The organism is Bounagaea algeriensis, assembly GCF_054491375.1.
Genome location: NZ_CM137102.1, coordinates 3,743,310 through 3,757,531 on the forward strand (window position 1 = coordinate 3,743,310; position 14,222 = coordinate 3,757,531).

Consider the following 14,222-nt stretch of genomic DNA (forward strand, 5'->3'; position numbering starts at 1 on the left):
CCGACGCGCTGTTGAAACACCACCCCGGGCATGGCGGATAATCTGGCAGCAGCGCGTACCAGCAGCCGACGTGATCGAGGCCATGCGCAGCATTCGCACAGCAGACGGAATGCCGTCGCGGTTCCGCGAGGCGGAGACAGGCGCGACCCGACACGTCCCGTTTCCACTGAACGCTTCCGTCGGCGCCGCCCGGCCCAGTCGGCCGTGGTGTGACATGCACCCGAATCGGACCGTTAGCCTGGTACGTGAGTGTCTGTCAATCCCGAGCATATGGATCGAGGCGAACGCCAGCCGTGTCCAGCAGCAGCCCTGCGTCACAGTTCGGCCCCAACGAGTGGTTGATCGAGGAGATGTATGAGCAGTACCTCCGCGATCCCTCTTCCGTAGACTCTGCGTGGCACGAGTTCTTCGCTGACTACAAGCCGGGGCAAACATCCACTGACGAGCCCGCCGCCGGTCAGGCCGCGGCCAGCGCTTCGACGACGCAGCAAAGCGCACAAGCCGCGACAACGACCGCCACTCGCAAGGGGGCGAACGGTCAGATCTCCTCGACGCCGCCGCCGTCCTCCGGGGCACCGCCGTCCTCCGGGGCGCCGACGTCCTCCGGGACATCGACGTCCTCCGGGACATCGACGTCCTCCGGGGCAGTCGAGAGCACCGGGCCAGCCGAGAGTGCCGGGACGAGCACCTCGACCGACGGCCGGAAGCCGTCCGGCCAGTCGTCGGCCCAGTCCGCTCAGTCGGCCCAGTCCACTCAGTCCGGCCAGTCCGGCCAGACCGCCCAGTCCGGCCAGGCAGCGGCGCCGAGCAAACCGGCATCGTCCGCCCAGGCAGCCCAGTCCGCGGCGTCCGCGGCCAAGCCCTCGCCCACCGAGGCGGCCAAGGCCGCACCGGTGAAGGACTCCGCGGCCGGCGAGGACGTGAAAACCCTGCGCGGTCCGGCCGCTGCGATCGCCAAGAACATGGACCAGTCGCTGACCGTGCCCACCGCGACCAGCGTGCGGGCGGTTCCGGCGAAGCTCCTGTCCGACAACCGGATCGTCATCAACAACCACCTCAAGCGCAACAAGGGCGGCAAGGTCTCGTTCACGCACCTCATCGGCTACGCGATGGTGCGCGCGCTGCGGGACTTCCCGAACATGAACCGCCACTACGGCGAGGACGCCAAGGGCAAGCCCGCCGTGGTCACTCCGGAGCACGTCAACCTGGGCCTGGCGATCGACATGCCCGGCAAGGACGGCTCGCGCAACCTCGTCGTGGCCTCCATCAAGGGCTGCGAGGAGATGAACTTCCAGCAGTTCTGGCAGGCCTACGAGGACATCATCCGCAAGGCCCGGAACAACCAGCTCACCACCGAGGACTTCGCCGGCACGACGATCTCGCTGACGAACCCGGGCCCGTCCGGCACGAACCACTCCGTGCCGCGGCTGACCAAGGGCCAAAGCGCCATCATCGGTGTGGGCGCGATGGACTACCCGGCCGAGTTCCAGGGCGCCAGCGAGAAGACCCTCATCGACATGGGGATCAGCAAGATCGTCACGCTGACCTCCACCTACGACCACCGGGTCATCCAGGGCGCCGAGTCCGGCGAGTTCCTGCGCAAGATGCACGAACTGCTCCTCGGCGAGGACGGGTTCTACGACGACGTCTTCACGTCGCTGCGCATCCCGTACGAACCTGTGCGCTGGACCCAGGACATCCCCGAAGGCGCGGTCGACAAGACCGCGCGGGTGCTGGAGCTCATCGACGCCTACCGCACCCGCGGTCACCTGATGGCCGACATCGACCCGCTCAACTACCGCCAGCGGCGGCACGAGGACCTCGACGTGCTGTCGCACGACCTGACCCTGTGGGACCTCGACCGCGAATTCGCGGTCGGCGGTTTCGCCGGTCAGGACTACATGAAGCTGCGGGACGTGCTCGGCGTGCTGCGCGACTCCTACTGCCGCTCGGTCGGCGTGGAGTACATGCACATCCTCGAACCGGACGAGCGGGAGTGGATCCAGCAGCGGGTGGAGAAGTCCCACCGCAAGCCGGACTCCAGCGAGCAGAAGTACATCCTGTCCAAGCTCAACGCCGCCGAAGCGTTCGAGACGTTCCTGCAGACGAAGTACGTCGGGCAGAAGCGCTTCTCCCTCGAGGGCGCGGAGACCGTCGTGCCGCTGCTGGACTCGGTGCTCGACGCCTCGGCCGAGCAGGAGATGGACGAGGTCGTCGTGGGCATGCCGCACCGCGGGCGGCTGAACGTGCTCGCCAACATCGTCGGCAAGCCGATCTCGCAGATCTTCCGCGAGTTCGAGGGCAACCTCGACCCCGGCCAGGCGCACGGCTCGGGCGACGTGAAGTACCACCTCGGCGCCGAGGGCAAGTACTTCCGCATGTTCGGCGACGGCGAGACGAAGGTGTCGCTGACCTCCAACCCCTCGCACCTCGAAGCCGTCAACCCGGTGCTCGAGGGAATCGTCCGCGCCAAGCAGGACATCCTGGACAAGGGGCACGACGGTTTCACCGTCCTGCCGGTCCTGCTGCACGGTGACGCCTCGTTCGCCGGCCAGGGCGTGGTCGCCGAGACGCTGAACCTGTCGAAGCTGCGCGGGTACCGCACCGGCGGCACCGTGCACGTCATCGTCAACAACCAGGTCGGGTACACGACCGCGCCGGAGTACGGCCGGTCGAGCAAGTACTGCACCGACGTGGCCAAGACGATCGGCGCGCCGGTGTTCCACGTCAACGGCGACGACCCGGAGTCCTGCGTCTGGGCCGCCCGGTTGGCCGTCGAGTACCGCCGCGCGTTCGGCAAGGACGTCGTCCTCGACATGGTCTGCTACCGCCGCCGCGGGCACAACGAGGGCGACGACCCGTCGATGACCCAACCGCGGATGTACGACGCGATCGACCAGATGCGCAGCGTCCGCAAGGTCTACACCGAGTCGCTCATCGGCCGCGGCGACATCACCATGGAAGAGGCCGAGACGGCGCTGAAGGACTACGCCAGCCAGCTGGAGCACGTGTTCAACGAAGTGCGCGAGCTGGAGAAGCAGCCGCCGGAGCCGAGCCCCTCGGTGGAGGCCGAGCAGCAGGTGGCCACGGGCCTGTCCACCGCCATCTCGCGGGAGAGGCTGGAGCACATCTCGGAGTCGCAGACGGCGCTGCCCGAGGGCTTCACCCCCCACCCGCGCGTCAAGCCGGTGCTCGAGAGGCGCACCAAGATGGGCCACGAAGGCGGCATCGACTGGGCCTTCGGCGAACTGCTCGCGTTCGGTTCGCTGGCCATGGAAGGCCGCCCGGTGCGGCTGGCCGGCCAGGACTCGCGGCGCGGCACGTTCGGCCAGCGGCACTCGGTGCTCATCGACCGCAAGAGCGGTGAGGAGCACACGCCGCTGCAGAACCTCTCCGACGAGCAGGCGAAGTTCCTCGCCTACGACTCGGCGCTGTCCGAGTTCGCCGCCGTCGGCTTCGAGTACGGCTACTCGGTGGCCCACCCGAACGCCCTGGTGGCCTGGGAAGCGCAGTTCGGCGACTTCTTCAACGGTGCGCAACCCATCATCGACGAGTTCATCTCCGCCGGTGAGGCCAAGTGGGGCCAGCGCTCCGACGTGGTGCTGCTGCTGCCGCACGGACACGAAGGCCAGGGCCCGGACCACAGCTCGGCGCGCATCGAGCGGTGGCTGCAACTGTGCGCCGAGGGTTCGATGACCGTGGCGCTGCCGTCGACCCCGGCGAACTACTTCCACCTGCTGCGCCGGCACGCCCTCGACGGCATCCACCGGCCGCTGGTCGTGTTCACGCCGAAGTCGATGCTGCGCATGAAGGCCGCGACGAGCGCGGTGGAGGACTTCACCGAGGGCAAGTTCACCTCCGTGCTGGACGACCCGGCGCAGCCGGACCCGTCGCAGGTGCGGCGCGTGGTGCTGTGCTCCGGCAAGCTCTACTACGAGCTGGCCGCCCACCGGGACAAGCAGGGCATCACCGACACGGCGATCGTGCGGCTGGAGCAGCTCTACCCGGTGCCGCACCGCAAGATCGGCAAGATGCTGGAGCGCTACTCCAACGCCAGCGAGATCCGCTGGGTGCAGGAAGAACCGGCCAACCAGGGTGCGTGGCCGTTCCTCGGCCTGTACCTGCCGGACCTGTTCCCCGAACTGCAGGGCAAGCTGCAACGGGTCTCGCGCCGCCCGATGGCCGCCCCGGCCACCGGTTTGGCGAAGGTCCACGAGGTCGAGCAGGCCGAGGTCGTGGAGAACGCCTTCGCCTGACCCGCACCGGGCCGGTGCCGCCGAGCACCGCCCGCGGAGACGAGTGACGCGACCAGAGCGGGCCGCCGGTTCCCCGGAGCCGGCGGCCCGTTCGCATGTCGGGGCGGCCGGAAGATCTCGCCCTCATCAAGGAAGCAGCCGATCGGCGCGGCGTCTCCGAGGCGGAGATTCTGCGCGAGGGCATCAAGCTGGCCGCCTTGGGCGCACGGCTGTGGAACGAACCGATGGTCCGCGAGGAGGAAACCGTCGACCTCGGCGGCCCGCTGAGCAGCGAGGACGTCCACCAGGCCATCGGGCAGGCCGCCCGGGCGAAAGAGGAGCGCACCGAGGCTCACCGGTGATCGCCGTCGCCGACACCTCCGGTCTGCTCGCCCTCTTCAACCGCACCGACCCCGAACACCGGCAGACAGCCGCCGCGGCCGATACCTGCGGCTTGTTGGTCGTCAGCCCGCTGACGCTCATCGAGGTCCACCAGGTCGCCACCATCCGCGCGGATCGGCGCACGGGCGATGCCATCCTGCGCACCCTCACCGCCCGGGCCGAGACGACTCGAGTCGCCATCGCCGATACCACCCCGCGGCTGCTGAGCACGGCGCTGGCCATCCGCCGCCAGTACGCCGAACTGGATCTCGATCTGGCCGACGCCGCCGTCGTCGCGTTGACCGCCGAATACCGCACCGACGTGGTACTCACGTCGGACCGCCGCGACTTCCGCGCCATGCGACCACCGACCGGCCAGGAAGCATTCCGGCTCCTGCCCGACGACCTGCAGGACGACCGCGACGCGCGCTGACCGGCGGCTGCCGCTCGAACGGTGCTTCCGAGCCGACACCGGGGAAGGTCTCGCTGGGGCGTCACTCCCGCAGCACGCCGGCCAGCTGCGCCCGCGAGGTGATGTCGAGCTTCGGGAAGACCTTGTACAGGTGGTAACCCACGGTCCGCGGGCTCAGCGCCAGCTTCGCCGCGATCTGCCGGTTCGTCAGCCCCTCGGCGGCCAGCAGCGCGATCTCCCGCTCCTGCGGGGTCAGCGGGACGTCCGGATTCGGCTGGTGCGTCTCACCGGCGGCGCGCAGTTCGGCGTGCGCCGCACGGCGCCACTGCTGCGCTCCGAGCCGTTCGAAACGCCCCTCCGCCGCCCGCAGGTACTCGCGCGCCCGCTGCTCCTGCTTCCTGCGGCGCAGCCACGCCCCGTAGCGCAGCTCCGCCCGCCCGGTGCACAGCACCCGGCCGCTGTGCTCGGCCAACTCCAACGCCCGGGTGTAGCACGCCGCCGCGTCCTCGCCTGCGAGCAGGGCGCGGCACAGCGCCAGGTCCTGCCGCGCCCACGCTGCCGCACCGCGCCCCACCCAGCCCGCGAACTCCTCGGTGACCGCCGCGGCCTCGTCCACGGCGCCCGCGCGCACCGCGGCATCCACGTAGTCCGCGGTGGCCAGGCGCCGCAGGGTCACCCGCTGCGGCGTGCCCGCGTCCCGCACCACCCACCGCAGGTGTTCGCAGGCCTCGCCGGGACGGCCCCGCGTCAACGCGGACAGCCCGCGGATCCACGGCACCATGGCCGGTTCGCGCACGCTCGTGTCGTCCTCGCAGCAGCGCAGCGCGGCGTCCACGAGCCCGGTGCAGTGCTCCTCGTCGCCGCGGGCGGCCGCGATCCACGCCTGGCACAGCAGCAGCTCCGCCCGCAGCGCGTGGTGGCCGAGCTCCTCGGCGAGCTCGGCACCGCCAGCCGCGTGCGCCGCGGCCCGATCCCAGCGCCCCAGCGCCAGCTCCGTCGCGGCGGTCTTCAGCAGCAGCAGCGCCCGCGTGCTCGGCGCTCCCCGCACCGCCTCGCTGTCCAGCAGCGCGGAGAACAGCCGCGCGTACTCGCCCTCCTCACCGAGGAACATCGGCAGCAGCGGCGGCGGCCACGACTTCGGGTGCAGCGCATCCGACGGGCGTGCCCACCACGCCAGTTCGCGCAGCGCGGCGCTGTGCTCCTGCTCCGGTGCGCTGTTGCCGTCGAGCACCTGCTCCAGCGCGCCGAGGGCCGCGGCGAACCCCGGTTCCACGGCGCCGCGCAGCCGGCGCACCGCCCGGTGCAGCGAATCCACCGACACCGTGTTCCACCCGGCGTTGATGACGGTGACCAGCAGCCGGAACGCGTGCTCCGCACCGCCCGGCTCGGGCGCGGTGGGCAGCAGCCGCCAGCCGCGCGTCCACGAGTCGCGGAACCCGTGGATCACCGCGCGGATCACCGCCGCGGAGGTGCGCGCGTCCGCGCCGCGCGGCTCCGCGCGGTCGAGCAGGCGCAGCGCCTGCTCGCTGTAGCCCGCCAGCCAGGCGAGTTCGGCGGCGATGATGCGGTAGCGGTCGCGTTCGGACCGGTCCGCCGCCAGTTCGGCGGCGCGCACCGCCGCGGCGTGGGCCTCCAGCAGGTGCCCGCCGCGCGCCAGCGGCACGGTCGCGGCGGCCAGTTCGGCCGCCGCCCGCTCCGGTGCGCGCACCGCCCCGGCCAGGGCGCGGGCGCGGGTGACCGGCCACTCGTCGGCGTCGAGCGTGCGCACCAGGGCGCTGCAGACCCGTTCGGTGCCGGCGGTGCTGCCCGCGCTGCGCACCGCGGCGGCGGTCAGCGGTTCCACCCATTCGGCCCCGCGCACCACACCGGCGCGTTCGGCCGGGGCCAGCTCGTCCGGCCCCAGGCCGAGCTCCGCCGCCGCCCGCGCGCACGCGCCGTACTCGGGCGGGCCGTGCGCCAGCAGCAGCAACCAAGTGCACGCGGCCTCGTCGAGCACGTCCCAGTCGGGCGCGAACACCGCGCGTCCGGCCGGCCCGAGCCGGAGCTGCCGGGGCAGCGGTGCGGATCCGGCGAGCTCGGCCTCGCCCAGTTCCGCGGCGAACTCCCGCAACGCCAGCGGGTTGCCCCGGGCCAGGCGCAGCATCTCGCTGCGCACGGCCGGCCGCGCCGCTGACACGATCTCCGCGGCCTCGGCTTCGTCCGCTCCGGAGAGGTCGCGGCGCGGGACGCGGGCCAGTTCGACCGGCAGCCGGGCGCGCGCGTCCGCTGCGAGCACGATCCACACGTGCCGACCCGGCGCGCCGCGCACGAGATGCGCCAGCAGCTCCGCCGAGGCGGTGTCGAGGTGATGCGCGTCGTCGACGAGGAGCAGTGCGGGAGCGAGCTCGGCCAGCCGCTGCCACACCGGGTCCTCGGGACGCAGCTCCGCGCCGAGCAGGGAACTCACCACCGCACCGGGGGTGCGCTCCTCGGTCGGACCGCCGACCGCCCACCGCACGTCCGCCCCGCGCGTGGTGCGGGCGTGCTCGGCCGCGCTGCGCAGCAGCGCGGTCTTGCCGACCGCCCGCCCACCGGCGACGAGCCAACCGCCGCCGGTCCCGGCGAGCACGTCCCGGGCGTGGCGGAGCTCGTCACCGAAGGTGCTCATCGCAGGACCTCCCGGGCGAACACGTTAACCCACGCGTGCGCGGCGGAGGGACCTCCGCGGTGACCAGTCATCTGACTGATGCGACCTGCCTCACCCGCGGCGCAGACTGGGACTCGACAACCCGAACACCGCCGCACGACCCGAAGACCGGAGGCCACATGACCACCGCAGCGACGCGGTATCCGGTGGGCACCAGCGAGGACGTCCCCGAAGGCGGGCGCTACGTCGTCGACGTCGCCGGCACCACCATCGGCATCTTCCGCTTCCAGGGCACCCTCTACGCCTACGAGAACCGGTGCCCGCACCAGGGCGGGCCGGTGTGCCAGGGCCGGCTCATCTCCCGCGTCCGCGAAGTGCTCGACTCCGAACAGCGCAGCCGGGGCATGGACTTCGACGAGGACGAGCTGCACATCGTCTGCCCCTGGCACGGCTTCGAGTACGACGTCACCACCGGCAGCCACCCGGGCAAGCAGCAGATCCGCCTGCGCGACTTCCCGGTCGCCGAAGAGGAGGGCCGCGTTTATGTCACCGTCTGAGTCCGGTTCCGTGCCCGCGCCCGAATCCCCCGCGTCCGAATCCGGGGCCGTGTCCGAATCCCCCGCGCCCCAGTCCGGGGCCGCGTCCCCGTCCGAGTTCGGCGAGCTGTGCCGCCGGGTGCGCGAGAGCTCCGAGGAACTCCTCCGCACCGGCGGAGTGGCCGACGTCCCCGCGGAGGACCTGCGCGCGCTCGTCAGCGCGGCCACGCGGCTGTACGCCACCGCCAACGAGGGCGCCGCGGAGGCGACTGACCCGCTCGAGGGCGGCGTGAGCACCACCGAAGCGGTCGTGCTCGTGACCGCGTTGCTCAAAGCCCAGGACCTCAACCCGTTCGACCTCGCGCTGTGGTTCTCCCGCAGCCGCACGGCCGGCTGACCGATAGGAGGCACCTTGACCGACGCGAACGCCGCCGCGCCCCGGGACACGCAGGAAATCACGATCCACACCGACTCCCGGGAGATCCTCGCCAACGCCCGGCGGGACACCGAGCGGTACGGGCTGGACGACTACTTCATCGTCGACGTGGACTCGCACCACGTCGAGCTGGACTCGTGGCCGGAGATCATCGACCGCATCGAGGATCCCGTGCTGCGGGAGAACGGCAAGCAGATGATGCAGAACTGGCCGAACGCGCAGAACGTCGCGCTGAGCAACCACCCGCCGGGGCTGACCCAGCAGGACGTGAACGGCCGCGTGCTGCACCAGGCCAGCCTGTCCGAACCGGTGCCGGACACGGACGTGCACCGGGACGTGACCCTGGTCCGGCGGGCGATGGACTCGATGAGCATCGACCTGCAGGTGGTGTTCCCGCAGCCGATGCTGGAAGTGGGGCTGCACCCGAGCCCGAGCACGGCCACCCAGTTGATGATGGCCTACAACCGGTGGTTCACCGAGACGATCCTGCCCGCCGACGGCCGGATCAAGACGATGCTCGGGCTGCCGTTCGAGAGCCCGGAGGCCTCGCTGCGCACGATCCGCGAGTACGCCGACCACCCGGGTGTGATCGGGTTCCTCGTCACCAGCCAGCGCTCCACCGGTGTGTACCGCAACGAGTACATGCCGGTGTACGCCGAGCTGGAGGAGCGGGGCATGCCGATCGGGTTCCACGCCGGTCCGAACCAGGGCGACTCGATGACGTCCACGATGAACCGGTTCCTGTCGGCGCACGCGATCTCGTTCGTCACCTGCAACATCACGCACATGACCAACTGGATCGTCAACGGCATCCCGGAGCGCTTCCCGAACCTGAAGACGATCTGGATCGAGAGCGGGCTGGCCTGGGTGCCGTTCCTGATGCAGCGGCTCGACCACGAGTACCTCATGCGCCAGTCGGACGCCCCGCTGCTGACGAAGCTGCCCAGCGACTACATGCGGGAGATGTACTACACCTCGCAGCCGTTGGAGATCACCGACATGGGCCTGCTCGAGGCCACGTTCAAGGCGATGGACGCCGAGCACACGCTGATGTACTCGTCCGACTGGCCGCACTGGGACTTCGACGTGCCCGGGCGGATCATGGGCATCCCGTTCCTCTCCGAGCGGGGCAAGCAGAACATCCTCGGCGAAACGGCCCGCAAGGTGTTCAACCTTTGAGGCGCGGGCGGGACCGCGAGTCGCGGGCGTAGTGTCGTCGGAACATGGTGTGCGCACAGCGGTCTGGCGTGCGCATCACGAACGATCCGTGAACGACCGGGTTGCGGCCCGGGGGAAGTGGGTGCCATGGCGCCGCTGACGAAGCAGCTGTTGATCGCCGGTGCGCAGCGTCCCGCCGAGGGGCGGCGCACGGAACGGGACATCAACCCGTACACCGGCGAGGTCTACGCGGAAGTGGCCGCAGCATCGACCGCCGACGTCACGGCGGCCGTCGACGCGGCGGCGGACGCGTTCGCCGAGTGGTCCCGCTCCGACATCGGCACCCGGCGCGAGGTGTTCCTCCGCGCCGCCGACCTGCTGGAGCAGCGCACCGAACAGGCCCGCGAACTGCTGGCGCAGGAGGTCGGCGGCACCCGCCCCTGGGCCATGTTCAACGCCGCGCTGGCCGCGGACGTCCTCCGGGAAGCCGCCGGCGGCCTCACCGCCCCGCGCGGGGAGGTGCTGGCCGGTTCCGACCCCGGCGAGTGGAGCTTCGCGGTGCGCCAGCCCGCCGGCGTGGTCGCCGCCTTCGCCCCGTGGAACGCCCCGCTGATCCTGGGCACGCGCTCGTTCGCCGCCGCGCTGGCGGCCGGCAACACGGTCGTGCTCAAAGCCAGCGAGGAAGCGCCGATCTCCGCCGGGCTGTTCCTCGCCGAGATCATGCACGAGGCGGGCCTGCCGGCCGGTGCGCTCAACGTGCTCACCAACGCCCGCGAGGACGGTGCCGAGGTGGGTGGTGCGCTCATCGCCGACCGCCGGGTGCGCAGGGTGAACTTCACCGGTTCGACGGGCGTGGGCCGCGCGATCGGCGTGCAGGCCGCGCAGCACCTCAAACCCGCCGTGCTGGAGCTCGGCGGCAAGAACTCGATCCTCGTGCTCGACGACGCCGACGTGGACTACGCGGTGGACGCGGTGGCTTTCGGCTCGTTCATGAACGCGGGCCAGATCTGCATGTCCGCCGACCGCGTGCTCGTCCCGACCGACCGGGTCGAGGACTTCGCCGAGCGCTTCGCCAAGAAGGTGCGCGGACTGGCCACCGGCGATCCGAACGATCCGAACACGGTCATCGGTCCGCTGGTCAACGGTGCGGCTGCCGAGCGGGTCGCCGAGCTCGTCTCGGACGCGGTCGCCGGCGGCGCGGTGGTGCACTGCGGCGGCGGCCGGCCCGACGGCACGGTGTATCCGCCGACGGTGCTGAGCAACGTCACCCCGCAGCAGCGGATCTACGCCGAGGAGATCTTCGGGCCGGTCACCACCGTGCTCGGTTACGACTCGGAGGACGCCGCGATCGACGTCGTCAACGACACGCCGTACGGGCTCACCGCCGGTGTGCTCACCGAGGACACGCGCCGCGGCTGGTCGGTGGCGCAACGCCTGCACACGGGGATCGTGCACATCAACGACCAGTCGGTGGGCGACCAGCCGCAGGCGCCGTTCGGCGGGGTGAAGGACTCCGGCTACGGGCGCTTCGGCGGGCGCTACGGCGTCGAGTCGTTCACCGACACCCGGTGGATCACCTTCCGCGAGGACCACGCCCAGTACCCGTTCTGAGGCCGCTGGTCCTGCGGCCCCTTCGAACCGCCGCGCCCGGCCAACTCCGCCGCGCCTACCGAACCCGCGGTGCCCGTTGGCAAGCGCCTCACCCGGCCAGGGGTGTGTACTTTTCGCGTAAAGTGCACACCCCTGGCCGGGCAGGTACCGCGAGCAGCCAGTGCAGTGCAGCCGGCCGGGCACCTCGACCAACCGGGTCACCGAGCGGTCAGCTGAGGCCGCCGAGCGGTCAGCTCGGGCCGTCGAACAGGGCACCCACCACCTCGGACAGGAGTGCGGGCACGTCGGAGACGCGGCAGTGACCGCGGTCGCGGACCACGCACCCGCCGTCGACGTACACGTGCCGCACGTCGTCGCCGCGGGCGATCGCCGGTACTTCCGCGATGGGAACCCCTGCGTGCCGCACTCCCAGCTCCAGCACGACGAAATCGGCACGGGCCCCCACTTCGAGCCACCCCACGTCGAACCAACCGAGGCTGCGGTGCCCGTTCTCACCGGCCGCGGCGAGCAGCTCGGTCGTGGCGAAATGCCCGCGGGTCTCGTGCCGCAGCCGCTGCAGGCCTTCCACGGTGCGCGCCTCGAGGAACGGATCGACCACCGTGTTCGCATCCGAACCGATGCACAGCGGCGTGCCCGCGGCACCGAGCGCCTCGGCCGGCCCCATCCCGTCGGCCAGGTCGGTCTCGGTGGTCGGGCACAGGCACACGGTCGTGCCGCTGCCGCCGAGCAGGACGATGTCGGCCTCCGTGACGTGCGTGGCGTGCACCGCCGTCACGTGCGGACCGAGCGCGCCCGCGTCGGACAGCACCCGAGTGGGCGTACGACCGCAGCTGGCCAGGCAGGCCTCGTTCTCCGAACGCTGCTCGGACACGTGCACGTGCAGGGGCGATTCGGTCTCCTCCGCCCACGCGGCGACCCGCCGGATGGCCGCCGGCGGCACGGCGCGCACCGAATGCACCGCCGCCGCCAGCCGCACGGTGCGCCCGTCCGTGCTGATCCGGTCGATGCGGTCGAGCCACGCCTGCGCATCGGCATCGGCGAACCGCCGCTGGGCCTCACTGAGCTCCCCGTCGAAATCGCCGCGCAGGTAGCACGTGTCCAGCAGCGTCAACCGGACCCCCGCCTCCCGCGCCGCGGCGATGAGCGCCTCGCCCATCGCGTTCGGTTCGGCGTAGGACCTGCCGCCGGGCGCGTGGTGCAGGTAGTGGAACTCGCCGATGCTGGTGAAGCCGGCCAGCGCCATCTCGGTGAACGCGCCCACCGCCAGCCGGTAGTAGCTCTCCGGGTCGAGCCGACCGGCGAGGTGGTGCATGGTCTCGCGCCACGTGCCGAACACGGCCGCCTCACCGGTGCGCCCGCGCAGCGCGCGCTGGAACGCGTGCGAATGCGCGTTGGCCAGACCGGGCAGCACGAGCCCGTACAGGCGTTCGGCGTCCTCCGGGGCGGGCGTGTCCGGCAGGACGGAGACGATGCGCCCCTGGTCGACTTCGCAGACGGTCGAACGGCGCGGACCGCCGGGCAACCACGCCCACTCGCACCAGAACGTCGCCAACCTCACCCCGCCAGCCACGTCAGCACGCGGGCCAACGCCTGCGCACCGGCCTGGCAGTCCGCGACCTCCGCGTGCTCTTCCGGCGCGTGGCTGATCCCGGTGGGGTTGCGCACGAACAGCATTCCGGTGGGTTTCTCGGCTGCGAGCACGCCCGCGTCGTGCGCGGCCCCGGAGGCCACCAGCGGCGCCTGGTCGACCACGGTGGACAGCCGGGAGCGGAAGTCCCCGTCGAAGGTGACCGCGTCGTCGTAGGACTCCTCGCTGACCTCGACCGTGGCCCCCTCGCCATCGGCGAACTCGCCGGCGAGGTGGGTCAGCTCGCGCACGATCCCGCGGGCGTCGCGGTCGCCGGTGCCGCGCGCGTCCAGCCAGACGTCCACACTCGACGGAATCACGTTCGTTCCGCCCGGCGTGGGCACGAGCCTTCCGACCGTGGCCCGGCCGCCGTCCACCCGGGACGCGGCGCGGCGGGCGGCCGAAACGAGGCGGGAGGCGGGCAGCATCGGGTCGCAGCGCTCCGCCAGCCGCGTGGCGCCGGCGTGGTTCCCCTGGCCGCGGAAGCGGAACCGCCACCGCCCGTGCGCGAGGATCGACGAGGCCACGCCCACCGGGCAGTCCAGGTCCACCAGCGCCCGGCCCTGCTCCACGTGCAGCTCGACGAAGTGGCCGATGCGGCTCAGCGCTTCCTCGTCGCGTCCGATCCAGCGGGGGTCCCCGCCGAAGTCCGCGAGCGCCTCGGCGAAGGCGGTGCCCTCGGCATCGCGGAGCTTGCCCGCGTGGTCGGCGGACAGCGCACCGGTCAGCAGCTGCGACCCGAGGCAGGGCACGCCGAACCGGCTGCCCTCCTCCTCGGTGAACACCAGCAGCGCGACCGGTCGGCGCGGCTGCACCTGTTCGGCGCGGAGGACGTCCACGGCCGCCAGCGCACTGGCCACGCCGAGCGCGCCGTCGAAGGCACCGCCGCCCGGTACCGAGTCGAGGTGGCTGCCGGTGACCACCGCGTCGTCGCCCGGTTCGGTCAGCCACGCCCAGAGGTTCGTGTTGCGGTCGGTGCTCACGCTCATGCCGCGGGCGCGGGCCTGCTCGGCGAACCACTCGCGCAGCTCCCGCTCGGCCGGATCGAACGCGTGCCGCGAGTAGCCGCCCCGCCGCCGGTCCGCGCCGACGTCGGCGATTTCCGCCAGCAGCTCGTCTGGTGTGGCCACAACGGACTCCTCTCGCGAGAGCTCGCTTCCGTCGAGCGGCGCCGGCCGCGAGACCCGTCCGCACGCGCAC

At 71.7% G+C, this 14,222-nt stretch carries 10 protein-coding genes; 7 read left to right on the plus strand and 3 right to left on the minus strand.

Translation table 11 applies throughout. The features are described 5' to 3' along the window. The first annotated feature begins 350 nt into the window (after positions 1–350). From ACVGV2_RS17010 to ACVGV2_RS17020, 3 genes are all read left to right on the plus strand, one after another. Positions 351–4,256 carry a multifunctional oxoglutarate decarboxylase/oxoglutarate dehydrogenase thiamine pyrophosphate-binding subunit/dihydrolipoyllysine-residue succinyltransferase subunit gene (locus ACVGV2_RS17010; protein WP_459163352.1) on the plus strand — a complete coding sequence of 1,302 codons (3,906 nt, stop codon included), beginning with the start codon at positions 351–353 and terminating at the stop codon, positions 4,254–4,256. 95 nt (positions 4,257–4,351) lie between these two features. Further along, positions 4,352–4,597, plus strand: coding sequence for a ribbon-helix-helix domain-containing protein (locus ACVGV2_RS17015; protein ID WP_459163353.1), 246 nt, complete (start codon positions 4,352–4,354; stop codon positions 4,595–4,597). Then, complete coding sequence (locus ACVGV2_RS17020) at positions 4,594–5,049, plus strand: PIN domain-containing protein (protein ID WP_459163354.1); 456 nt, start codon at positions 4,594–4,596, stop codon at positions 5,047–5,049. Before ACVGV2_RS17015 ends, ACVGV2_RS17020 begins: the two co-directional genes overlap by 4 nt. A 61-nt stretch (positions 5,050–5,110) precedes the next feature. On the opposite strand, the gene ACVGV2_RS17025 is transcribed toward ACVGV2_RS17020, so the two are convergent. Continuing rightward, a complete protein-coding gene (locus tag ACVGV2_RS17025; protein ID WP_459163355.1) occupies positions 5,111–7,675 on the minus strand; it encodes a helix-turn-helix transcriptional regulator in 2,565 nt (854 codons plus the stop codon). Positions 7,676–7,833: 158 nt separating this feature from the next. On the opposite strand from ACVGV2_RS17025, the gene ACVGV2_RS17030 reads away from it, so the two are divergent. The 4 genes from ACVGV2_RS17030 (at position 7,834) to ACVGV2_RS17045 (ending at position 11,395) form a co-directional block, all read left to right on the plus strand. Next, a complete protein-coding gene (locus ACVGV2_RS17030) occupies positions 7,834–8,211 on the plus strand; it encodes a Rieske (2Fe-2S) protein (protein WP_459163356.1) in 378 nt (125 codons plus the stop codon). After that, complete coding sequence (locus tag ACVGV2_RS17035; protein WP_459163357.1) at positions 8,198–8,587, plus strand: hypothetical protein; 390 nt, start codon at positions 8,198–8,200, stop codon at positions 8,585–8,587. Before ACVGV2_RS17030 ends, ACVGV2_RS17035 begins: the two co-directional genes overlap by 14 nt. Before the next feature lie 15 nt (positions 8,588–8,602). Further along, positions 8,603–9,805: an amidohydrolase family protein gene (locus ACVGV2_RS17040; protein ID WP_459163358.1), complete on the plus strand. Its 1,203-nt coding sequence runs from the start codon at positions 8,603–8,605 to the stop codon at positions 9,803–9,805. Between the two features lie 126 nt (positions 9,806–9,931). Then, positions 9,932–11,395, plus strand: a complete 1,464-nt coding sequence (locus ACVGV2_RS17045) for an aldehyde dehydrogenase family protein (RefSeq protein WP_459163359.1) — start codon at positions 9,932–9,934, stop codon at positions 11,393–11,395. Positions 11,396–11,624: 229 nt separating this feature from the next. On the opposite strand, the gene ACVGV2_RS17050 is transcribed toward ACVGV2_RS17045, so the two are convergent. Both ACVGV2_RS17050 and ACVGV2_RS17055 read right to left on the minus strand, forming a co-directional pair. Beyond that, a complete protein-coding gene (locus tag ACVGV2_RS17050; RefSeq protein WP_459166032.1) occupies positions 11,625–12,953 on the minus strand; it encodes a formimidoylglutamate deiminase in 1,329 nt (442 codons plus the stop codon). Continuing rightward, entirely contained in the window at positions 12,950–14,152 is a 1,203-nt protein-coding gene (locus tag ACVGV2_RS17055; protein ID WP_459163360.1) for an allantoate amidohydrolase, read from the minus strand. The genes ACVGV2_RS17050 and ACVGV2_RS17055 overlap by 4 nt, the downstream gene beginning before the upstream one ends. Positions 14,153–14,222 lie beyond the last annotated feature (70 nt).

Coding starts and splice junctions, on each gene's coding strand:
- ACVGV2_RS17010 (WP_459163352.1), top strand. CDS start 351: ATGTATGAGCAGTACCTCCGCGATCCCTCTTCCGTAGACTCTGCGTGG.
- ACVGV2_RS17015 (WP_459163353.1), top strand. CDS start 4,352: ATGTCGGGGCGGCCGGAAGATCTCGCCCTCATCAAGGAAGCAGCCGAT.
- ACVGV2_RS17025 (WP_459163355.1), bottom strand. CDS start 7,675: ATGAGCACCTTCGGTGACGAGCTCCGCCACGCCCGGGACGTGCTCGCC.
- ACVGV2_RS17030 (WP_459163356.1), top strand. CDS start 7,834: ATGACCACCGCAGCGACGCGGTATCCGGTGGGCACCAGCGAGGACGTC.
- ACVGV2_RS17035 (WP_459163357.1), top strand. CDS start 8,198: ATGTCACCGTCTGAGTCCGGTTCCGTGCCCGCGCCCGAATCCCCCGCG.
- ACVGV2_RS17045 (WP_459163359.1), top strand. CDS start 9,932: ATGGCGCCGCTGACGAAGCAGCTGTTGATCGCCGGTGCGCAGCGTCCC.